Annotated in this window: 21 protein-coding genes; all 21 read right to left on the bottom strand. The window is 33.1% G+C overall.

Annotated elements, in window-relative coordinates:
* Window positions 1–23: 23 nt before the first annotated feature.
* Complete coding sequence (locus O7776_RS03235) at window positions 24–1,034, bottom strand: DNA sulfur modification protein DndB (RefSeq protein WP_274309216.1); 1,011 nt, start codon at window positions 1,032–1,034, stop codon at window positions 24–26.
* Entirely contained in the window at window positions 1,031–2,113 is a 1,083-nt protein-coding gene (locus O7776_RS03230) for a DNA sulfur modification protein DndB (RefSeq protein WP_274309215.1), read from the bottom strand. Before O7776_RS03230 ends, O7776_RS03235 begins: the two co-directional genes overlap by 4 nt.
* 455 nt (window positions 2,114–2,568) lie before the next feature.
* Window positions 2,569–2,973 carry a flagellar export chaperone FliS gene (gene fliS, locus O7776_RS03225; RefSeq protein ID WP_274309214.1) on the bottom strand — a complete coding sequence of 135 codons (405 nt, stop codon included), beginning with the start codon at window positions 2,971–2,973 and terminating at the stop codon, window positions 2,569–2,571.
* A 26-nt stretch (window positions 2,974–2,999) separates the two neighbouring features.
* The gene (fliT, locus tag O7776_RS03220) at window positions 3,000–3,359 is read right to left on the bottom strand and encodes a flagellar protein FliT (protein WP_274309213.1); all 360 of its coding nucleotides are present in this window, start codon (window positions 3,357–3,359) and stop codon (window positions 3,000–3,002) included.
* A 16-nt stretch (window positions 3,360–3,375) separates the two neighbouring features.
* Window positions 3,376–5,943: a flagellar filament capping protein FliD gene (gene fliD / locus O7776_RS03215; protein ID WP_274309212.1), complete on the bottom strand. Its 2,568-nt coding sequence runs from the start codon at window positions 5,941–5,943 to the stop codon at window positions 3,376–3,378.
* A 30-nt stretch (window positions 5,944–5,973) separates the two neighbouring features.
* Complete coding sequence (locus O7776_RS03210) at window positions 5,974–6,360, bottom strand: flagellar protein FlaG (RefSeq protein WP_274309211.1); 387 nt, start codon at window positions 6,358–6,360, stop codon at window positions 5,974–5,976.
* Window positions 6,361–6,540: 180 nt separating this feature from the next.
* Window positions 6,541–6,825 carry a hypothetical protein gene (locus O7776_RS03205; RefSeq protein WP_274309210.1) on the bottom strand — a complete coding sequence of 95 codons (285 nt, stop codon included), beginning with the start codon at window positions 6,823–6,825 and terminating at the stop codon, window positions 6,541–6,543.
* A gap of 275 nt (window positions 6,826–7,100) precedes the next feature.
* Window positions 7,101–8,327 carry a glucose-6-phosphate isomerase gene (locus tag O7776_RS03200; protein ID WP_274309209.1) on the bottom strand — a complete coding sequence of 409 codons (1,227 nt, stop codon included), beginning with the start codon at window positions 8,325–8,327 and terminating at the stop codon, window positions 7,101–7,103.
* An 80-nt stretch (window positions 8,328–8,407) separates the two neighbouring features.
* A complete protein-coding gene (gene rfbB / locus O7776_RS03195) occupies window positions 8,408–9,433 on the bottom strand; it encodes a dTDP-glucose 4,6-dehydratase (protein ID WP_274309208.1) in 1,026 nt (341 codons plus the stop codon).
* Window positions 9,434–9,619: 186 nt separating this feature from the next.
* Window positions 9,620–10,321 carry a WbqC family protein gene (locus tag O7776_RS03190; RefSeq protein WP_274309207.1) on the bottom strand — a complete coding sequence of 234 codons (702 nt, stop codon included), beginning with the start codon at window positions 10,319–10,321 and terminating at the stop codon, window positions 9,620–9,622.
* A gap of 19 nt (window positions 10,322–10,340) precedes the next feature.
* Window positions 10,341–11,036: a metallophosphoesterase family protein gene (locus O7776_RS03185; RefSeq protein WP_274309206.1), complete on the bottom strand. Its 696-nt coding sequence runs from the start codon at window positions 11,034–11,036 to the stop codon at window positions 10,341–10,343.
* A complete protein-coding gene (locus O7776_RS03180; RefSeq protein WP_274309205.1) occupies window positions 11,017–11,988 on the bottom strand; it encodes an ATP-grasp domain-containing protein in 972 nt (323 codons plus the stop codon). Before O7776_RS03180 ends, O7776_RS03185 begins: the two co-directional genes overlap by 20 nt.
* Before the next feature lie 16 nt (window positions 11,989–12,004).
* Entirely contained in the window at window positions 12,005–12,856 is an 852-nt protein-coding gene (locus tag O7776_RS03175; protein WP_274309204.1) for an NAD-dependent epimerase/dehydratase family protein, read from the bottom strand.
* 72 nt (window positions 12,857–12,928) lie between these two features.
* Window positions 12,929–13,657, bottom strand: coding sequence for a class I SAM-dependent methyltransferase (locus tag O7776_RS03170; protein ID WP_274309203.1), 729 nt, complete (start codon window positions 13,655–13,657; stop codon window positions 12,929–12,931).
* Entirely contained in the window at window positions 13,647–14,762 is a 1,116-nt protein-coding gene (rffA, locus tag O7776_RS03165; RefSeq protein WP_274309202.1) for a dTDP-4-amino-4,6-dideoxygalactose transaminase, read from the bottom strand. Before rffA ends, O7776_RS03170 begins: the two co-directional genes overlap by 11 nt.
* Window positions 14,763–14,778: 16 nt before the next feature.
* A complete protein-coding gene (gene rfbA / locus O7776_RS03160) occupies window positions 14,779–15,642 on the bottom strand; it encodes a glucose-1-phosphate thymidylyltransferase RfbA (RefSeq protein ID WP_274309200.1) in 864 nt (287 codons plus the stop codon).
* Window positions 15,639–17,825, bottom strand: a complete 2,187-nt coding sequence (locus O7776_RS03155; RefSeq protein ID WP_274309199.1) for a glycosyltransferase — start codon at window positions 17,823–17,825, stop codon at window positions 15,639–15,641. The genes rfbA and O7776_RS03155 overlap by 4 nt, the downstream gene beginning before the upstream one ends.
* Window positions 17,825–18,928, bottom strand: coding sequence for a phosphonoacetaldehyde reductase (locus O7776_RS03150; protein ID WP_274309198.1), 1,104 nt, complete (start codon window positions 18,926–18,928; stop codon window positions 17,825–17,827). The genes O7776_RS03155 and O7776_RS03150 overlap by 1 nt, the downstream gene beginning before the upstream one ends.
* On the bottom strand, window positions 18,925–19,632 hold the full coding sequence (locus O7776_RS03145) for a phosphocholine cytidylyltransferase family protein (protein WP_274309197.1): 708 nt from the start codon (window positions 19,630–19,632) through the stop codon (window positions 18,925–18,927). The genes O7776_RS03150 and O7776_RS03145 overlap by 4 nt, the downstream gene beginning before the upstream one ends.
* Entirely contained in the window at window positions 19,629–20,768 is a 1,140-nt protein-coding gene (aepY, locus tag O7776_RS03140; RefSeq protein ID WP_274309196.1) for a phosphonopyruvate decarboxylase, read from the bottom strand. Before aepY ends, O7776_RS03145 begins: the two co-directional genes overlap by 4 nt.
* A complete protein-coding gene (gene aepX, locus O7776_RS03135; RefSeq protein ID WP_274309195.1) occupies window positions 20,769–22,367 on the bottom strand; it encodes a phosphoenolpyruvate mutase in 1,599 nt (532 codons plus the stop codon).
* Window positions 22,368–22,375: the final 8 nt, after the last annotated feature.

Here is a 22,375-nt window from a genome sequence, read left to right as displayed (position 1 = left end):
ACAGAGGTTTTTCTATTGATTTCCTACTTTTTTAATACAACATCACCCCCTTCATTGCACAGCCAATTGATTATGGCTGCCAATGTTTTTTTATTGTTCGTAACAAAGTAAAGCCCACTTGGACCTCTGTACCTCCCATCAAAACGATGCCAAAGTGATTGACGTGATTCCCAGCTCACATGGTTAAGCGCTTTCATTCGATTGCGCACATAGTCAGTCTTCTTCGCCTGTCCAATAAATTGTTCGCCCTTTAATGCATAATACGCTAACCCCCTCACAAATAAAAAACTAGCCAAAATGGAAATATTATAATCACCAATTTTATCAGGGCTTTCCAGTATGAATAACTCATCTAACCATGCATTCAATATCGGCATACGTTGCTCAATTAACACTTGATCTACCTGCTGTGTATGCACTCCTGATTCGATTTCCTTGCCGACTAAAAAAAGAGAGACAATTGCACGTAGCTGACTTAAAGACAGGAAATTTTTATTCGCTGGTCGGTTAATGCTTACCTTTTCTTGCTCAATTCCTGCAAATCTCAGCGCCTCATGCTGCAATAACAGCTCGTTCGTTACGGTGTTAATCGTATTTCTCGAATCATAGGCAATGCGTTTAGACAACGCCACCTTTTTCCCTTTTGTATTGGCATCCAAGTAGAGTTGGTCCTGCTGTTCCTCTGTAAAATCATGAAATACTTGAAATGCTAGTTTTATATCACCAATACTTGCGCATAATTGTGCTGCTTTCTTTTGTTCTTCAATATCTTCACTTAATAACATTCGATTCGCCATTGGTAAAATGTCCACCATGCTACGAAGTCTGCTGCTACCATCGATAATATAGAGCACACCATTATTTTCAGTTGCTACAATCGGTGGAATAAAAACATCCCCTGTAACGAATTGCTCCATGACATATTGCCTTATTTTTCTCGTATGGCGCGCCTCGGTTTTGCGCAAAATAATGGTTTGTTGCTCGATTTGTTGCGCAATTTCATGGATTGTATATATGGCCAAATGCTGCGTCATATTTTCACCATCATTTCATCTTTAATAATTTGCATAAATTCATTTTTAATTTTTCGGATAGCATGTGTGCTGGAATGACCAATAATGTAGTTCTTTTCATCGGAGTATAAAAATTCAAAGATAGGATCTGTATGCTGCCAACTAATTTTTTTCAAATGTAATAAAAGATTAATGGCTTCAAGATGCGATATATTTCGCTCTTTCGTGAGGCTATGAACTGTGAGGGCAAGTGCGATTTGTATTCCTGTAAGGCCCGTTACATATTCTGTACGTCGATGGGCATGTTTCGGAAAAATTTCTAACCATTTTAAAAAGAAGGCTTCTGCAATCTGTTCCACTTCCTGTTGGGGATATTGAAATGTGACTTTACCCGCTTTTTGAACATATAAACCGTCGAATAAAGCAACCAAACAGCGCTTCATCATTACAAGTGTTGTTAGTGCAGTTGAGCTATTCACTACTCTCGATGCATATAACTCGATATCCATATGCTTCTGCAAACGCTGTGCTAATTCTCTCGTCATAATACTATAAGCATCACGATGATCATACTGTAATAATTGCCCAGGGTGCGCTTCTTTTCGCTCGGTATTGACATCTGAGAACATCTGCCGTTCCTGTTTTTCATTAAGATTCATATAAATTTGTAGTGTAATCGGGAAATTTTCGAGAAATTCGATTTGTGCCTTTAGCTTAGCTATTTTCTCTTCATGCTTAATAAATTCAATTGCATTTAATGCACTTTTTAGCATAATAATTGCCGCTTCTAAGGCGTAGCTTCTGTGCTGACCATCGATTGTATACAGCTTGGCCCCTGGTGATAAAAAGTAGCCTTGCTCATCTTTTTGGAGCTGCTTTCTCCCACTGAATAAAAAGGGAGTAAAATGAAATGCACATTCTCTTTCTACATTATTTAAAATAAATGTGCGAATTTCTAGCTTTCGTTGGGGATCTAATTCCCTTTGTACATTGGCATCGACTTCGAAAATAGCAAGCAATGTTTTCAATCGCAGCGTTGTAAAAAAAACTTCATGGCCAAATTGCCTATATGCTATTCCATCTAAATATACTTTAGCCACAGGAAACAACCTCCATTTTTACAATATTTTTCCTATTGATTCTAATATAGAGTGTCTTGTCGAAGTATGCAACATTAATTTTCAGATAAATCTGTTTTTATGTTTTATAGCTATTTTACATTTTTTGATTTATTTCTGTTTCTGAACAGATTGTTGTGTACTTGACAAATAAATTTATTTGCAAATAAAAGAGATTGAGACTGCTAAGGACTATATTAGAGGTTTCATTCAAGTAACCACAGTGGTAAAAAAGAGGTTTTAGGGGTATATGGAATTTAAAAAGAAAAAAGGAGATACGTTACGTATCCCCTTTTTCCTGACTTGTCGATTGACCCTTTTACCGGCCAATCCGCCGTCACGCTCGATATATCATATTTTAAAATAATAAGTTATTCATGACACAGTTCGGTTCTTCAATCAGTGGAAGTTAGTTGTTTCCACATGAATATTAATTTTTATATTTGCTCAACCCCACCATATTGCTGCTGGCGCGTGATTTTAATAACTTCCTTCCATGTATCACGGAATTCTGTCACTAAACCTTCGACTTCCTCAATAATGGCCGGGTCGTTTTTCATGTTGGCTTCCACAAGGCGACGGTTCATATATTCGTATAATGGTAGCATTTGTTTAGAGATGTCAATATCCATATTTAACGTAGACATCAGTTCAGCAATTATTGCTTGTGAACGTTGAATATTGTAATTTTTCTCCTCAATATTCTTTTGCTCAATTGCCACTTTTGCTTTCCCCAAAAATTTCAAACACCCATTATAGAGCATTAATGTCAGTTCACCTGGCGAAGCCGTCGTAACACTGTTTTGTTTGTATGCGTTAAATGCATTTGTATTTGTTGTCACAAATTACACTCCTCTGAAGCTCATAATTAATTCTTTTTGTCGTAGTAACGACCATCCATTACCTGAACACTGGAATAAGGATTCATATATTGCTGCTCGTTTTTCTTAGCGTTTTGTAGGTCCTTTAAATCGGCTTGAATCAGCTTCATGACTTTATCTAAACGTTCTCGAATGCCTTTGTCGAGTTCAATAAGCATTTGATGGGATTTATTCGTAGAATCGACACGAAAGCCGTTTTTGCGCATCTCTTCAATGAGTATACCACGGTCATCTAGCAACGTGTGCACCTTTTCAATATAATCCTCACGCTCTTCGTCTTTCGGCAAATTCGTCAAGTGCTGATAAAGTTTCGCTGATGCTTGTAAAAGCTGCTGTAGTTGTTCCATTAAATTCACCTAATTCTTAGCCTTGCATGAACATTGATGCTTGTGAATTCGCCTTATTAATAGCAGATTCCATTGCACCAAATTGCTTCCAGTAGCGGGCTTCGATCATTTTTAACTTGTCCTGCCAAGTAGAAATACGCTTCTCTGTATCTACTAAGCTCTTACCAATTGAATATTGTGCATCCGTCATTGTTGAACGGCCTGCTTTTTTCTCGATAGAAACTTCAAATGATTTCAATGAATCACGTAATTTATCTACATAACCGCGTGTATCAACCGTTTCACCATCGACTACAGCATCCTTTTTCCCATCACTATTTTTAAATAGCTTTTCAACTGCATCTGGATCTTCCTCAATTGCTTTACGTAGCTTATCTTTATCAATTTCCAATATGCCGCCTTCAGTAAAATTCTTCGTTGTCGTAATACCAACACTAAATAGTGAATTAAACTTAGAATCACTTAAACCTGGGTTCGTTTCATACACTAAAGAACGCATATCGGCTAAGCCTTTTTGAAGAAGGGCATCACTTCGCAATAAGCCACTCTTCGCTTTTTCTTCCCAAAGCTTGATTTCGTTCTCAGACATGTCCTTTTTTTGCTCATCTGATAACGGTTTATAGTCTCGATATTTAGATTCCTTCGTTTGGTTTGTAAGGTCTTTTATTAATCCGTTATACGTATTTACAAAATCCTCAATCTTTTGCATCATGTCGTCTACATTAGTAGTAGAAGTCATTGTTACAGGTGGGGTTGTACCTGTTGGAATATTATTTTCATCAATTAAACCTGGATCATCACCATCTACATAATCTTTTTTAAATTGTTGTTTATAGGCGTCCTTAAAATCTGCTTTCGCTTTTGTTTGACGATCCTCTAATGCTTTGTATTCCGCCTCTTTTGCTGTTTTATCTGCAAGTTTAGCTTGAGCATCAACTTGTTTGTTTGCTAAATCACTGAAATCTGTTAATTGTGTGCTGTCCATTTCACGAAGTGCATTTTTTTGTGAATCCGATAATTTGGATAGCTTTTCTCCTAGTGCCTTTTCTTCTGCATTAGTAGAGTTTTTCCATGTATCAATTTGCTTATTAAAATCTTCTACTGTTCCTTTTTGCGCTCCGTTTAATAACCCTTGTTCAGCAGCGCTTAAACCACTTAAGAATCCTGCACCAAGCGTGCTATATTTTGATTGATTTTGCATCGCCGTAAGTTCATTGTCTTTTACTGTTTTTAAAGAATTAAACTGCTCTAAATTTACATTGCCTTCTTTTAACTTTGCTTTTAAATCTGGATCTGTTGTGTCATCGTTTAACCATGTTTGATAGGCTTCTTCATCACTAAATCCTTTTAATCTCAGAGTAGATAAATCAGCAGTAGTAAGTTGATTCATTGCTTTACTGCCAATTGAGTTATAAATCGAGTGAGCGGAAAGTTTTTGAATCTTATTGTAATCTAATGCTTGTACACCTTTTGCTTGATCCAAAGTAATATTTTCAGATTTTAATTTCGCTTTTAAATCCGCATCCGTTGTGTCGTCATTTAACCATGTTTGATAGGCAGCATCATCAGCAAAACTTTGTGCCTTTAAAGTATTAACCTCACCTTCAGTTAAGCTACGTGCAAATTCTGGATTTTTAATTTTAGAAAAGTTAGTCTGATCTTCAGCTGAAACATCACTACCGAATAAATCTTCTTTCGCTGCTAAAAATTTATTATAAGCTTCTGTATATTTATCTGACGCTGTGTTTGATGAGTTAAGAGCCTCTGCAATTTTATTAATATAATCAGGTGTAGTTGTAAATTTCCATTCCGTATAAGCTCCATTATAGCGCTCGGCAGTTGCTTGTTCCCCGTTAAATGTTGATTTTAAAGTAACATTGTAACCATTTATTGAGAACGAGTTTGATGCACGTTCCGTAGCAATGCCGTTCACTTGGAAAATTGCATTTTTACCTTCGCGAATTGAAGCTCCTTCATCTTTAGTAAGCTTCATATCAGGTGTTCCCCCAGTAATCTGAATACTGCCTTTACCTGTATTCTTTGCGGTAAATGAGAATCGACCATTTTCAAACACTGCTGATACACCAGCACCGCTTTCATTAACTTTTTTCACAAAGTCATCTACTGTCATATCATCTGTAATTTCAATTGATGTCGGTTCCCCTGGTGTTCCGTCAGCTTTAACTGCAGTAAATTCAATTGGTCCTGATGCTAAATCCTTCATTTTAGTAGAGCCTGTCGCGTTTACCTGACCACTTGTAATACGTGATGCCTCTGCTAATTGCGATACACCCTCAATCGAAAGTGTTCCAGAAGCTTTGCCTGTCGCCGTAGCAGATACTAAGCTTGAATTCGAGCTTGTCGCTGTTTTAGAATTCAAAGTTTTTAAAGATAAGTTATCTCTAACATACGTATCAAATGTTTTTAACTTTGTATTAACACCTCGATACGCGTCACGTTGCCATTCATACGTTGTTTTCTTTTGAAATAACTTATCTAATGGTGCTCTCTCTGCCTGCATCAGTTTTTTTACTAACTCATCAATATCCATCCCAGACGCTAATCCGCCAACTCGCATTACCATAATCATTTCCTCCTTGTAATTAAAGCTAAATTATATTTTTTCATCTACAACCATGCCAAGCATTTTTTGCATTTCATAAAAAGCATCCAGTAATCTCTTCGGTGGAATTTCCTTGACTACCTCTTCTGTTTCACGATCCACCACTGTCACATAATAACGTTCTAAGCCCTCATGATACATAAACTTTGAAGAACTATTATTCACATCAAGCATTTCATTCATTTTATTTACTGCATCTTGGACTTTCACTTTTGTTTCTTCACTATTATCAATAGGTTTTACTTGTTCAGCAGGTATCATTGGTGTTTCAATTGTAGGTTTGCTTCCTTGCTTCTCTACAATTTCCTTTGATGCAACATTACTTGCAGTCTTAGCAACCGATACTGCTTCAAGACTTGCATTTCCTGAAATACGCATGTTTTCCATCCTCCTTGAAATAAATACAAGCGTTGTTAGTTTTAATATCGGACAAAATAAAAAGAATTTCAGTTTTTCCGTCATTAAATGACATATAACTGAAATTCATGAAATTAGCTTTTGATTAGAACAAACATATGAGCCATTGTCGTATAACCAGATTTCGTCATTTTTTCTCACTCATCTGATAAATATAAGTTCATAAGGAACTAAATTTTTAAAGACATAATTGACGATGTAGTTTTCGAGCATAAATTCATTTTCTTTCATAAATGGCTCATAATATTTCACCATAGATTCTTCATACTTTGATAAAGTCACGTCAATATCAAATTCATTTTTGGCCTCATCAAGATTTAATCCATCTAATAGTTGCTTTAGAATAGCGATATATTTTTCTGACGATGCACCATATGAAACCTTATATTGAATTAGTTCACAAGCTAAATTAATTTGGAATTTCAAATTCCCCTCAATATGTTGTAAGGATTCAATAAACTTTAAAAATTTCTATAGAATGCTGACGATTTTGCATCAATTGAATAATAAATATACGTAAATCCCAAAAATGTGGGTGTTTTTCTAAAAGTAATTCTTTATTCATCAATCCTCGAGTATTTTTAGATTCCTCTGTTTCAATGAAACCTAACCCTTCATACTCCATCAATACAATTGAATTCAGATAAATAGTCTGGAACTAGAATAGACCTCACAATTAACATCCTTTCGTAATTTATTCCTCAAAAATTAGGTAACTTACTTGCATCTTTCTGCAAAAGTTTCACCATTTTCACCTTATACGCCTCTACTCCTGGTTGATCAAATGGATTTACTTCAAGTAGTGAGGCACTTATGACACAAGCTTTCATAAAAAACATCATTAAATAGCCAATATGGTACGCATCTAACTTTGGCAGTTCTAATTTCATAACAGGTACACCGCCCTCCTCATGGGCAAGTGCAACACCATCCTTTGATGTCGCATTAATTTGGTTTAATGTGTGTCCTGCTAAATAATTTAACCCGTCTAAATCTTCTTCAATATACGGGACTGCAATATCTTCTTCAATATCACTAAAATGTATGAGCGTTTCGAACATGATAGGGCTACCCTCTTGAATAAATTGACCGATAGCATGCAAGTCTGTGGAATAATTAACAGTGGAAGGGTAAAGACCTTTATGCTCTTTCCCCTCACTTTCACCAAACAATTGCTTCCACCATTCATGCAACTTATTTAAACGCGGCTCAAAAGACGCAAGTAGTTCCACCGCATAGCCCTTTTTATAAAGTTCATAGCGTGTTAATGCATAATGCGCAGCGGCATTCTGCTCAACAGCAACAGTTGAAAAATCCTGTTCTGCCACTTCAGCCCCTTTTAAAAACTGTTCAATATCAATACCCGCCACCGCTATTGGTAATAACCCTACTGGTGTAAATACAGAATAACGACCACCGACATTTTCAGGTACATCAAATTGACGATATCCTTCTTGATCTGCAATTTGTTTTAAGATTCCCATCTTGGCATCCGTCGTCACAATAATTCGCTGCCGTGCTTCAAAGCCGTAGCGTTGTTCCATATATTGTTTTACGATACGAAAGGCAAGTGCTGGCTCCATTGTTGAACCTGATTTAGAAATGACGTTCACATATACTTCTTTTGAATCTAAGTAAGCTAACAGTTGCTGTAAGTAGGCACCGCTCATATTATTGCCAGCATAGATAATTTCCATATTATTTTGCGTACGGAAATAAGGGGTAAGTGCGTCAATTACTGCACGTGCGCCTAGAAAGGAACCGCCGACACCGATTACTAGAAGCGTGTTAGCGCTATCTTGTATTTCATTTTTCAATTTATCCATTTCCAATAGAATTTCACTATTAGAGTGAATATATGACTTTAAATTTGGTATATTTAGGTCAGAAATTAAAGTATTTTTTGTAATTCCTTTATAGTTTAACAAAATCACAGCTCCTAAAAAATACTCTACCACGGAGCGTAGTAGAGTATTGGTATTACTATTTTTTTCGGAGATTTTATACGCTACTTAAGATATTTTTCAAAATAACTACGTATTGTAATATTTATACCTTTTTCAAACGTCGTATCAGGTCCCCATCCTAATGTTGTTTTAATTTTAGTCGCATCTATTGCATATCTAAAATCATGGCCTGCTCGGTCCTCCACATAAGTAATCAGCTGTTTAAACGAATGTAACTGTAGCTTTTTTAAAATCTTTGAACAATGTTGATCCAATATTCCACAAATAACTGTAGCTATTTCAACATTTGTTAATTCATTATTCCCACCAACTAAATAAGTTTCACCAGCTATCCCCTTATGGAAAACCATATCAATCGCTTTACAATGATCCTCAACAAACAACCAATCACGAATATTTTGCCCCGTACCATATATCGGAATACTTTGCCCCGTTAAAGCTTTTCGAATAACTGTCGGTATTAGTTTTTCGTCATGCTGCAGCGGTCCGTAGTTATTCGAGCAATTTGTCGTTACAACATTCATGTCATATGTATGATAATAACTGCGGACTAGCATATCTGAGGACGCTTTACTAGCAGAATACGGACTATTCGGTGCATATGGTGTTTCCTCGTTAAAGTAGCCCGTCTTTCCTAACGTACCGTATACTTCATCCGTCGAAATATGGTGGAATCTAGCATGTTTAAACTGCTTTTTCATTTTAAACGGTGCCTCTATCCAATAATGTCTAGCTACATCTAACAGCGTAAACGTACCATTGACATTCGTTTCTACAAAAGCTCCTGGATTTTTGATTGAATTATCTACATGTGACTCTGCCGCAAAATGAATAACACCGTCAAACTGATATTGTTCGAAAAGCTGTTCCACTAATTCACGATCCCGAATATCACCCTTTATAAAGGTATAATTTGGATGGTCTTCTATACCGCTTAGCTTTTGCAAGTCACCTGCGTATGTAAGCAAATCTAAATTAACAACCTTATAAGAAGGATATTTTTCTAATATATAATGGATGAAGTTTGCGCCTATGAAGCCAGCGCCGCCAGTTATTAGAATATCCACCTTTCCATCTCCTTGTATTTTTAACGAAATATACAAAATAGAAAAAGAGGTTATACTTTAAATACGCTCTTTTTCACCATTTATATTCAACGTATTTTTTTAGTTTTATCTCGCAACACTGTCGAATACCCTACTCTAATTAAAAGATACTTTTATTTGAACTTATAAAGCCTATAAAACATTTCTCTATCTATTATTAGTATTTATATAATTTTTGGCATTTTCTAAACCGACATTAAATAGTAGATCTATGACACTTACTTGATGTATAAATTCACCAAATTGTTGATTGTACTCTGGGTAACCATCGTAATTCATCCACTCTACGTATAGCCCATTTTCTTTAAATAATTTTTCATCTAAATAAGATTTAGCAGCAGGTCCTGATAAATAATGGGTTGCATTAACAGCTTTACATATATCAATTAATCGAAAATTTGGTTCTCCAGTTACTTTAAAATCTTCAGAACTGACTATCTTAGTTCTAATCTGTAAAACAAAACAAATTTCTGTTATTAGTACTTTATTAATTTGACTTAATTTCTTTAGGTTTTCACATTTTGAAAACATATTTTTAATAAACTCATAAACCTCTTTAAAATATGGTGATTTTCTGTAAGAGTTCTCTATTATATTAAGATGATTTACAATCCAATCTGAATCTGATATTTCCATATCTATTATATTATTAAAATAGTTCCCTTTTTGCATAACAGGCAAGGTTATCCATTTCAATCCTTGATATGTTTTAATTTTATTTCTATTTCTCCAATCTCGCTTAGTAAACTGAACCGTATCCAAAATAATAAATTCATCTACCGAATTAATTAAATCAAAATAGCCTTTCCAAGGTAAATAATTCGATTGAGAAATCGCTATTTTTTTCATTTTAAAATTCCTTTCAAATTTATCTCATAACAAAAGTTGCAGCTATCTCTCCGCCAATCTTACTCCCTAAATAAAGATTTTCATAAAAATACTTATCAAAACCACTTTTCTTCATATAAAATGCAATCACATCAATATCATAATTTACTCTTACATTTTCTACTTTTCCATTATTAAAAATTGCATATGAAGACTTGGGATTACCGTCACGAGGTTGTCCAACCGATCCTGGATTACAATAAATTTTATTTTTCATATTAAATATTATTGGAACATGAGTATGACCTGAGAAGAAATATTTTCCATTTCTATTTTGGAAATAGTCCTTTGAAACTTCATATAAATATTCATCTAGTTCATCATTCCATCCACCATGTACAAAATGTTTATCATCTATAATTAATGAACTACTTCTTAAGTTTTCTAGCCATATTTTATTATTAGGTTTAAGTATACTCATTTGATACTCTAAACAGCTATTTGCAGAATTTGAACGTGGACAACCTTCTCCACTTATTAAATAGTAATCATGATTTCCTTTGAGTGAAAATATATTTCTTTCAACTAATGCATCTATACATTCATTTATCATACAATAATATCCAGACGTATCTCCTAAACAGATGATATTTTTTATATTTCGATTATCAATATCATCTAGAACTGCCTTTAAAGCTGGGTAATTTCCATGAATATCAGATATTATCGCTATCATAATATATTTTTTCCTTAACATATCTTATTGCTGAACCGTTTTTTATTTCATAGATTTTTGGTGTTTTATTTTTCAAATAAAAATCTATACACATCTCTGCTTCATTGTAACCGAATGAATTTCTAATAGATGTGGACGATGAAATCCTAGGATTAATTTCTAATAATAAAAATTCACCTTCATGATATCGAAATTGAAAATTAGTAGGGCCCACTGGTTTAAAAATAGAAACTAATTTATCTACAGTATTATTTAATTGTACAATATCAACAACCTTTGCTTTTGCAGTTGCTCCATCTGGTCCCAACTTACGTTTTAATGAAATTTTCTGTGAGCTAGTACCATCGCCTAACCCAAATGCCGCTACCGTATATTCAGAATCAATGTCGCCTACAATTTTTTGAACCATAAATTCATTACATAACTTAAATTTCCAATAATTGTAATCTTCTATATTTTGAATTTTATAGATTCCTTTTGATGCATATGATTTTCTTGGTTTTAATAACATGGGTATTCCAAGTTTTTTTTCTATTTCAATATAACTGCCTTCAATGAACGTAGGTATTACATTTAATTTATTTTTAATCAACGCTAAGTGTGTTAACCACTTATCATTTGCGATATCAATTAGTTGCATATCATTTATTGCAAATTTCACATTTAACTTTGTAAAATATTCATACTCTTTTGTTATTCGATCAATATCTTGCTCAATGCCTGGTATAACTAAATCAATATCATATTTCACTATTAAATCAGTAAGAAATTGAGGATAGTCTAAGGAACTGGCAATTTTCCCTTGTTCAAAAAAGTCGCACCATTCTTTACCAACTGCATCTTCATAAATATCCGTGCCTATTATTGTTACATTGTACTGTGATTGTCTTAATGAATGTACAATTCCATACCCTATAATAGCTCCTACACCCGTTACTAAAATATTATACAAGTATTTTTCATCCTTTCTAATATAATTTTTGTTTAATTAACTTCATTCCTTCTTTTAAATCAACTTTCGGAGTATAATTAATCAACTCATATAGCTCATTATTATTTGGAATAAAGACAGTCTTTAAATTTTTTTGATTATAATCAAAATTATATTGTATCGGATTTTCAAATGTTTTGAATGCTATTTTAGCAATCTCACTGATTTTGTAGTTTTTGGGGTGGCAACAATAATATACACCTGTAATTTTAGAAAATGCTGCTTTTTCTATAATATTTACTAAATCACTTAAAAAAATATAATTTCTTTCTACATCCCGTTCTCCAAAAAATGTAATACTTTGCCCTCTACTAGCCTTATCAATTATAAAATAAAGCAAACTTTGATGTTTTTTTTCTTCACCAGTATCATCATAAATTTGACTTGGAGATAACTCTAAGTATTCAATACCATATTCTTTACTTAATAGTTGAAAAATCTCACTTGCTGCTTTTTTTGAAATACCATAAGAATTATAATATTCATTTCTAGGATGTGAAATTGTAGAAATACTAGATAAAGAAATTATTCTTTTGCATTGTGTTTTTATTGCTATATCTACAACTTTCACTGCTCCTAAGGTGTTAACTTTTATATTATTAAAACTCCCTTCAACAGATGTTTCTTCAAAATTAGCAACACAATGAATGATTAAATCAAACCTATACTTTTCGATATTTCCTGGTAAAAAATGATTATCAAAATCTAATAAAATATCTGGATTCTTTGATCTACCTGTCGTAAAAATCTCTATCTCTTTTTTACTTTCTAATTGATTAATAAGTTTCTTACCTACTATGGATGTATTTCCTATAATTAATATTTTCATTTAATTTTCCTTTAGATTTAACTTTTAACATTTCCATTAATTGATCTTGTTTACATCGCTATGTATAGCTAGTTAATCAATATTTTTAATTTCCATTAAAATACTTGCACATAATTCTGGATAATTAACCCCTACCGTCAACATTGCATTCAGTATTTCCTTTGATAGCTCTAAACTTTTTATTTGTTGCGTTGTAATTGGTTTCAAAAAGATACCTTCGATATTATTTACTTTAAAACCATTTTTAACACATAAATCTTTTAACGAATCTACATCAAAAATCCTTTGGTGACCTAAAGCCAAATCTGCTTCTGTTAGATTCTTCATGTTATCAATTAGACCTGCTTCTAACCCTATTCGCTTATTTAAACAATCGCTATTCGGCACAGCAATATATATTGTTCCGTTTGGTTTTAAATAATGTCTATACTTTTCTAAAATCAAGTCTGGATTATCAACATGCTCTAAGATAAAGCCCATCACAATCACATCAAATTTTTCATCGGTATGAAAATCTTCAAAATAAGAATGAATTATTTCAATCTGACCCACATCATTATTTTTTTTAAAATTAGATATAATTTCTTCAGAACCATCAACTACTACATGATGATTAAAATTTTCAGAGAATAAAATCGAAGTATACCCATGACCAATTCCTAATTCTAATAGCGAACCACCTGATACTTTTTCTATAATTCTTTTAGGATACCAATTTAACATTAATTCATTATCTAACGCGTATGCAAAATCATCCTCATATGCTTTAGAGAAGCTGTCTAATACATTTTTATTCTCCACGACAATATTTCTCCAATCTATTAATTATTTCTTGAATTTTATTTAAGTCATTATATAAGGGTAGTCTTACTAAACGATTACTTTCTTTAGTAGTATGTTCATCGTTAATTAAATTTCCATACTTTAAACCTGCTGGTGAAGAATGAAGTGGAACATAATGGAAGGTGCTTTGTATTTCGTTCTCTTTTAGAAATTTAATTAAACTAGTACGTTCATTCAAATCTTTTACCTTAATGTAAAAAATATGACCATTATGTTTACATTCTTCGGGTATTTGTGGTAATTCAATATTTCTAATGCTTTTTAAGCCATTATTATATGTATTCCATTTGTTCAAACGATTCTGATGCAATTGTTTAATTTGTAACAATTGTGCATATAAATAAGCGGCATTCAATTCACTTGGCAAATATGAAGACCCAATATCTTGCCATGTATATTTATCAACTTGCCCTCTAAAAAATTGCGAACGATTAGTCCCCTTTTCTCGAATAATTTCTGCACGTTCTATAAAACGTTCATCATTTATTAATAAGGCACCACCTTCACCTGAAACAAAATTTTTTGTTTCATGGAAACTATACGTTCCTAAGTGCCCGATTGTTCCTAACATTTTTCCTTTATATTTTGCCATTAAGCCTTGTGCAGCATCTTCTACAACAAATAAATTATGACGTTGCGCAATTTCCATAATAGTATCCATTTCACACCCCACACCAGCATAGTGGACTGGAACGATTACCTTTGTTTTTTCAGTAACCGCAGCTTCTACTAGTTTTTCATCAATATTCATTGTATCTGGACGAATATCTACAAATACTATTTTAGCACCACGTAACACAAAGGCATTTGCCGTTGATACAAATGTATAAGATGGCATGATTACCTCATCACCAGGCTGGATATCCAATAAAAGAGCCGCCATTTCTAATGCATGTGTACAACTTGTTGTTAAGAGAGCTTTTTTTGTGCCTGTATTCTCTTCTAGCCATTCATGACAAAACTTTGTATACTTTCCATCTCCGCATAAATGGCCACTTTCAATTACGTCTTTAATATATTCTAATTCTTGCCCTGTTATTGGAGGTTTATTAAACGGAATCATGTACATAATCTCTTTTCTACTTAATTAAATTTAATAGATACTGTCCATAAGTATTTTTACTATATTGCTCTGCTAAAATTTCAACTTTTTCAGATGTAATCCAACTATTGTTATAAGCGATTTCTTCCAAACAAGCAATATAATACCCTTGTCTTTTTTGAACGGTTTCTACAAATTGTCCTGCTTCAAGAAGACTTTCAAAAGTCCCTGTATCTAGCCAAGCAAATCCACGACCTAAAAGCTTTACATTAAGTTTTCCTTCTTCTAAGTATCTCTTATTTATATCAGTGATTTCGAGTTCTCCACGGTTAGATGGTTTAATTTCTTTTGCAATTTTAACTACATCATTATCATAAAAATATAATCCTGTTACTGCGTAATTTGATTTAGGGGATATTGGCTTTTCTTCAATTGATAATGCTTTAAAATTTTGATCAAACTCTACTACACCAAATCGTTCTGGATCCTTTACGGCATAGCCAAATACCGTTGCCCCTTTTTCCAATTTAGTCGATTCAACTAACTTCGGTGTGAAACCCTGTCCATAAAAAATGTTATCTCCAAGTATCAAACACACTGAATCTTTTCCGATAAATTCCTCTCCAATAATGAAAGCTTCCGCAATTCCGTTAGGCTCTTTTTGAAGCTTATATTCAATATTTAATCCCCATTGACTACCATCCGACAGTATTTTTTTATACAACGCTAAATCTTCTTCTGTGGTAATAATTAAAACCTCTTTAATTTTAGCCAACATTAAAACAGAAAGAGGGTAATAGATCATTGGCTTGTCATATATGGGTAGTAAATGCTTCGTTACAGATTTCGTAATTGGGTACAATCTAGTTCCTGTTCCACCAGCTAAAATAATTCCCTTCAATTTAATACTCTCTTTCTTATTTCAAATTTTTTGATAGCTCGCTCAAATATTTTTTCTAAATCATGGGCTGTTTTCTCAAATGAAAATTCACTTTCAATCCTTGTATACATTTCCCCAGATTTTTCCAAATAATATTCTTTATCATTTTTCAATTTTTCAATTTCGCTTCCAAACAACTCTAAAGAAACACAATTTTCTCCCCCTACAAATGCTCCAACATCCGATACTTCATTAGCTGTAATAATAGGTATTTTAGCTTTCATTGCCATCGCAGCACTATTTCCTCCTGCTTTTCTTATAGGGTTAACGTATACATCACAAATATGATATAGATCAAATAAGTTTTGTTCATACGGAACAAATATTATTTTATTAGAAATTAGTTTTTTATTTTTTATAAAGTGATTATCTTTAGCTCCAACTATTAACCATTTGTAATTCTCAATGGACTCTATAACTCTCTCAATTTCTCTTACAAATTCTAAAGTCATCTCTTCATTTAATCTATTACCCACCGTTATTAAAACAAAGTCAGTTTCTTTTAATTTATATTCTATACGTGATTTAAGTATATTTTTCTTTGGAGTTTCAATCCCAATATTATGACTTAAATAAAACTGATTTGTTATATTTAAATTTGTATATAGTTCTTGCATGTCAGTTTCTGTATAACCACCTGTAAATATATCTACAAAGTCTGAATCTTCGGGACCACCCATCGTATGACTAATAATTGGATAATAATCAAACAACAAATCTGTGGCTAAATTATATTTTGAACCCATTTTATAAATTACACTTGGCTTAAAATTACAAATTGCATCTATATCCTTTTCTATTCTTTCTTTTCTAGCTAACGTTGCATCTGAATAGTAAACTTCAATAGAATCGTTTAAATATTCTCTATGAATCTGTGAAGCAGATGAGGAAAACGCTGAAGAAAAAGAAACATTCCATACTAATTCATCAGGAGAATAGTTCGCCCAATCCTCAACAAAAATCTTGATGTTTAATGCTGGATTAAATTTTCTTAAATTATTTGCATAATCTAATGCCCATTTTGTTGGCGAATGGTTTAAACTCAATAATTGTCCAGCAACTATTGCAATATTATTTGATTCTCTTTGTACTTGTCGTGGAAGTTCTATAATATCTTGCGTTTTTTTTACAATCTCCGCCCGTACCTCTAATCTATCTTTAAATAGAGTATTGTACCTTTGTACATTTAACCTTGTTTCATAAAAATAACTATTTGTAATTAATGCATGGGCCTGTCCTAATTCAATTTTATTTATATTTCCCTTTAAATACTCATATTGACGCATATACGCTCTTGTATCTTTTAACAAAATACTCAAGTAATTTAATGTTGCAAACTCACTCAAAGCAAGTTGATTTTTGTAATTCTCTAAATACAATAATAAATCCCCTCTAAATTCCTGGAGTAATTCACTATTAGATATCAATTCATTTAATAATTCCCCAAATAATTCCCTTCTAATTTTTACATTTTCAATCGCTTTTTCTACATATAGAAATGCTAAGAAAAATGCAAATGGCGTAATTAAATATTCATACGATTTTTGTAAAGAAGGCTCCTGTAAACTACAAATAAGATTTATTGTATTTTTAGGCTGTGGTACTTGGCTAGCATATATCGATTCCTCTAAATTGAAGGCTAAATTATTGATTAACTTCTTAGCCAACGGTAATTCAAACTTTTCAATAGTTTCAACATCATTAAATAAATCAAATTCATTTAAAAACTTTAAATATTCCTGATCGATTGTAGGTATGAAATGCATATAGACATGCTTCAATCTTAACTTATTAGAGTCTGCCTTCATTATAGGCGACATCATGATATTATCTGTATAAATATAAGCTGTTTTTATAGGGTAAATAATTACAGCATCTACATATTCAGAATAAAATTTAGTTGTAAAATGTGCTAAATCCGGGATATTTGATTGGAAAATAATCGTATCCCTTTTTACATTAATATTTATTTCTTTCTTTAGCTCTTCTAATATGGCATAAAGAATATCCGGGAAAATTCCATTAATTGAAAATTGAAAATTGAAGATATCGAAATTCTTTTGAAATGGTTTTGATATATATTCAAAATCCTTTTCCTGCAATGTATCTGTTAATAAATTTATAATAATATTCTTTTTCTTCATTACTTATTCTCCTGTTCATTTTTAAGAAGTAACTTTATTTCCGAGAAGAGTAGTAATTGGTTGAGTACGCTATTTTGAGCTCTACTAATAGACCTCAAAGAATGTTCTATATAATCAATATCTACTTCATTAATCTTATAAGTATTTAAATCCAATGAAATATTAAGTTCTAAAAATAACCTTTCTACCTTTTCTTTTAATGCTTCATTTATAAAGTCATAGTTGTTTTTTATAGAAGAATCCTTTAAATATACATCTAATATCGTCGGCAGCGTTATACTCGCAGCAATACCATGGGGGATGCCTTTTTCGAGCGTTAAATAATATGAAATTGCATGAGCAATCGCTGTCTGAGTGTTAGAAAATGCAAGCCCTGCATGATAAGAAGCCAGTAGCATTCTTTCTCTAAATGCAATATTATTTAAATCATCCGCTACTAAGGGTAAAACTTCTAGTATTTCTGTTATCGCTCTTTTCGCATATATTGTAGAGATTGGTTTATTATTTTTATTCCAAATACTTTCCAAACTATGTGAAAGTGCGTCTAGACCTGTTTGAATTGTTATATCATATGGAATCGTTATATGCAGCATTGGATCTAGAATAGCCGCCTCACAGTATAAACGCTCATCCATTATCGAATATTTCTTTTTGTTAACATCGTCCCAAATGGTTCCCCACATTGTTACTTCAGAGCCAGTCCCAGCCGTTGTCGGTATTGCTATAATAGGCAAAATATGTATATCATTTGGTACACCATTTATCAGAAGCTCCATCAGGCTTTTATTGTTAGCAAAAGGGGCCACAGCTTTTGCCACATCAATTACACTTCCCCCACCTAATGCTACAATTACTTCGATCTGTTCATACTCTACTTGTTTTCGAATTTCCTCGACCTGGATAATTGTAGGATTAGGTTGTACTGTTGAAATAGTAAATATAATATTTGGATTTTTTTCTTCCAAACTGGCTACCACACCACGTTCTTCAAAACCTTTAGAGGTAAGCAAAAGCGCTTTTCTTCCCTCAATATATCGAGGTAAAAATTCAAGTGAGTTTCTACCAAATTCTATCTTTACCGGATTATAAAATGGTTTGTTCATTGAAATAATTCCCTCGCTTTTTCGTAATCTTCAACAAAGTCAATTTCCATCCATGGCTCCTCATGTATAGAATGACACTTTATTACCCTTCCTTTTTGGGCAAGTCTCGTAAAGGCATAAGTATCATAAACTGTTAAATGCTCCTCAACCAAAACTTGTTCGACTTCATCAAATAATACTTTAGGTTGATGAATAGCAGCTAAACCAATCCATTCGCCTTTGCTGTCATGCGATAAAATTTCTTTGCTTGAACGAATTAAACAGTTATGTTTATTTAATTCTACCTTCATCGCTTCTTCATCTGTTTCTTTAAAATCCACCGCTAAATCCATAAAATGATTAGCATCTATATTTTCTAAAAATGTTTGTAATAATGTCTCTGAAAATACAACATCTCCATGTAAATATAGAAATGGCTCGTTATTCAAATAATTTTTCGTACAATATAAAGACCCCATATTATTACAATGCTTATAAAACGGATTATAAACAGTTAAAGCCTCGTTCTTTACTTCATCTTCAATTAAATGCTTTAAATAACCTGTAACAATAATAATTTCTTCGATTCCATGTTGCTTAAGTAAGCGTAAGTTACGGCGTAAAATCTTCTCTTTTCCTACCTGCAATAAACATTTAGGCGTTGTTTTAGTTAATGGATAAAGTCGACTTGATAAACCCGCGGCTACAATAACGGCTGTTTTCAATTTGTATATCCCTCCACAAATTTCATAAAGCTCTCCTTTACCTCTTTTGGCGTTACAGTTGGTCTGCCCAAATTTTCTTTTATGCCCTTTTCTGTTTTCATATAGGCAAATGTTAATTTCGAATCTGTAGACCAATTAGTTAAAGATTGTTCTAAATCTACTAAAGTATTTATTTCTTCTACTACATCATAGTTTGCACCAGAAGCAATTTGTAGAAAATCAATATTAGTAGAAACTGTTTTTTGTCCACCTGTGGATTCATGTAGCCCATTATCTAGTAATAAGTGATATAAGTTTTTTGGTTTATAGTATGCATTCGTAGCTAATGAGCCCATGCGCATTAAAAGTGAGCCATCTCCGTCAATCGCAATGACATTCAAATTCGGCTTCATTAACGCTAATCCTAATCCAAGCGAACTAATACACCCCATTGAACCTACCATATATAATTGATTCTCTTTATGTCCTAGTTCAAATAACTCTCGCCCTGTTACCCCAGTAGTAGCTAACAAAACTGTTCGAGCATCAATATTTTGCTGTAAAGCTTCTAATGCTTCAATGCGCTTTACACTTTGGCACGAACGATTACTTCTTTTTATATTTGGCTTCGAACCATTTCCTTGCTCCTGCTGTAGTAATTTTACGGAAGAAAATGTATCCTTTTTTACGATAAAGAAAAAGGACTGTCCATTTTCAATTATTTTGTTCGCTTCTTCTAATTGTAAAAGCGCTTCTGTTTCGTCCGTCGATAAAATGGCGTTTTGTACATTCATTATCGTTAATAGCTTATCTGTTATCGTTCCCATTAGCTCGTGCTGTGGTTCATCTGCTACCCCAGCTTCCCCACGTAAACTTACAAAGCCCAGTACAGGAATTTCAAATGTATAATTTAAAGATGTCAAAGGAGATACCGCATTTGTAAGACCGGAATTTTGGCATAAAAAGATACTCTTAGCCCCACCTAAAGTTGCTCCAGCAGCAATCGCTACAGCGTCTCCCTCATTTGCAGCCATTACAAACTGGCCTTTGTTTATTGAATAATTAATCATTGGCTTTAAAAAAGAGCATGGAACACCACTATAAAAATTAAAACCAAGCTGCTCTAACTTATCTCCAAAATTCTCCATTGATAACATTTAAATTTCTCCTGCTTTTTGAAGTTCGATTACATTATCTACATCAATCCAAGAACCACGAATATATTTTATAGACACAGCATGTTCTTTAGCTAAATAAGTAAGTACTTCACTAAAGCGAATTTCTTCTAACGGCTTTATTTCACTTAAAATACGGATAGCATTTTTTAAGTATGTTAAACCTGTTGCTGTAAATTTACACAGTCCTATAAATTCCCCATCAACGTTCTCAGAATTAATTCCATTTGACATATTTTTCAAAAACGCTTTTTGATTAAACTTTCTTCTATCATATTTTTCAGTTGCCAATATATAATCTTTATATCCAGTTTTAGTATAATCTACATCCGAATCAACGATGATTGTTATAGCTGATTCAGATGTTAATAGCTCATTTAAAATAAATGGTTTAAATAAAATATCTCCGTACGATACAATCATACTGTCCTTCACATTATTTAAGGCTAAGTTTAAGGAATATAGCTCTTTTGATTCATTAAAACAATCATTATCAATAAATGTAATATTTGATTGTTTAAAATGCTCTTTACCAAAGCCACGAACAGCTATTATATCCTTCACACCTGCCTCATTAAATAACTCTACTTGCGAATCAAAAATAGACTTATTATTTACAGATAGTAATGTTTTAGGGAGCTGTGTTGTTAAAGTATCAAAATCTTCACCTTGCGATGCAGCTAATATAACAGCCGAAATTTGCTGTCCATATGCAGGTAAGTATTTTTTCTCTGCCTCTTTTAGCTCCTCTGCTCCTTGCAACTCAAAAATATGACTCACTGAAGCAATATTTCCCTCTACATTTATTAAGCTTTGATCAGTAAAGATTTTTTGTGTTACTTGCTCCATTGCTTTAATCGCTGCACGAACATTATGATTCGCCCAAATTACAGTACTTACACCCCACTCGCTAAATTGCTCTGTCGGTGTTGAATAATACTTTGTCGGTACAATAATAACAGGATGACGATTGTCCCAAACTTCCATGAACGCTTTAATTTCTGTTGCATCCGCTCGTTTACTATGCATTAAAATAGCATCAGCACCAGCTTGACGATAAGCCTCTGCACGCTTTACGGCTTCCTCTAGTCCCCATCCAGCAATAAATGCCTCAACTCGGGCTACTACAATAAAATCAGGATCTGTTGCTGCATCTTTAGCTGCTTTAATCTTCCCACAAAATTCATCGATATCAGCTAAAGGCTGTGCCTCACCATTAATAAAGGAATTAGTTTTTGGGAATAATTTATCCTCAATGCATACCCCTGCGATGCCGCGCTGTTCAAGCTTACGCACTAAGCGCCTCATATTATTAAAGTTCCCATATCCTGTATCCCCGTCTAAAAGAATCGGGATATTAGTAGCATCACTCATAAATTCAATCACTTCTAATACTTGTGTCCACGATGCCTCATTATTGTCTCGTACACCCAGTGCAGCAGAAATAGACAATCCACTCGCCCATATCCCTTTAAATCCTGTATTTTCAACAATTTTAGCTGATAATCCATTATGTGCTTCCATTAAAAAACCTAACTCATTTGAATGAAGCATTTGCTTTAGCTTTGTCGTTTTTTTCATTAGTATTT

The sequence above is a fragment of the Solibacillus daqui genome, from assembly GCF_028747805.1.
Lineage (GTDB): Bacteria > Bacillota > Bacilli > Bacillales_A > Planococcaceae > Solibacillus > Solibacillus daqui.
The sequence above is the reverse complement of the archived record's forward strand: the minus strand, read 5'-3'. Positions and strand labels throughout refer to the sequence as shown.

Bases quoted from the DNA above. Each gene is read 5' to 3' on its own strand.
- rffA (WP_274309202.1), bottom strand. From the start codon at position 14,762: ATGATTCCGTTTAATAAACCTCCAATAACAGGGCAAGAATTAGAATAT.
- aepY (WP_274309196.1), bottom strand. From the start codon at position 20,768: ATGTTATCAATGGAGAATTTTGGAGATAAGTTAGAGCAGCTTGGTTTT.
- O7776_RS03175 (WP_274309204.1), bottom strand. From the start codon at position 12,856: ATGAAAATATTAATTATAGGAAATACATCCATAGTAGGTAAGAAACTT.
- O7776_RS03190 (WP_274309207.1), bottom strand. From the start codon at position 10,321: ATGAAAAAAATAGCGATTTCTCAATCGAATTATTTACCTTGGAAAGGC.
- O7776_RS03210 (WP_274309211.1), bottom strand. From the start codon at position 6,360: ATGCGTATTTCAGGAAATGCAAGTCTTGAAGCAGTATCGGTTGCTAAG.
- O7776_RS03185 (WP_274309206.1), bottom strand. From the start codon at position 11,036: ATGATAGCGATAATATCTGATATTCATGGAAATTACCCAGCTTTAAAG.
- aepX (WP_274309195.1), bottom strand. From the start codon at position 22,367: ATGAAAAAAACGACAAAGCTAAAGCAAATGCTTCATTCAAATGAGTTA.
- O7776_RS03155 (WP_274309199.1), bottom strand. From the start codon at position 17,825: ATGAAGAAAAAGAATATTATTATAAATTTATTAACAGATACATTGCAG.
- fliD (WP_274309212.1), bottom strand. From the start codon at position 5,943: ATGGTAATGCGAGTTGGCGGATTAGCGTCTGGGATGGATATTGATGAG.
- O7776_RS03235 (WP_274309216.1), bottom strand. From the start codon at position 1,034: ATGACGCAGCATTTGGCCATATATACAATCCATGAAATTGCGCAACAA.
- O7776_RS03150 (WP_274309198.1), bottom strand. From the start codon at position 18,928: ATGAACAAACCATTTTATAATCCGGTAAAGATAGAATTTGGTAGAAAC.
- fliT (WP_274309213.1), bottom strand. From the start codon at position 3,359: ATGGAACAACTACAGCAGCTTTTACAAGCATCAGCGAAACTTTATCAG.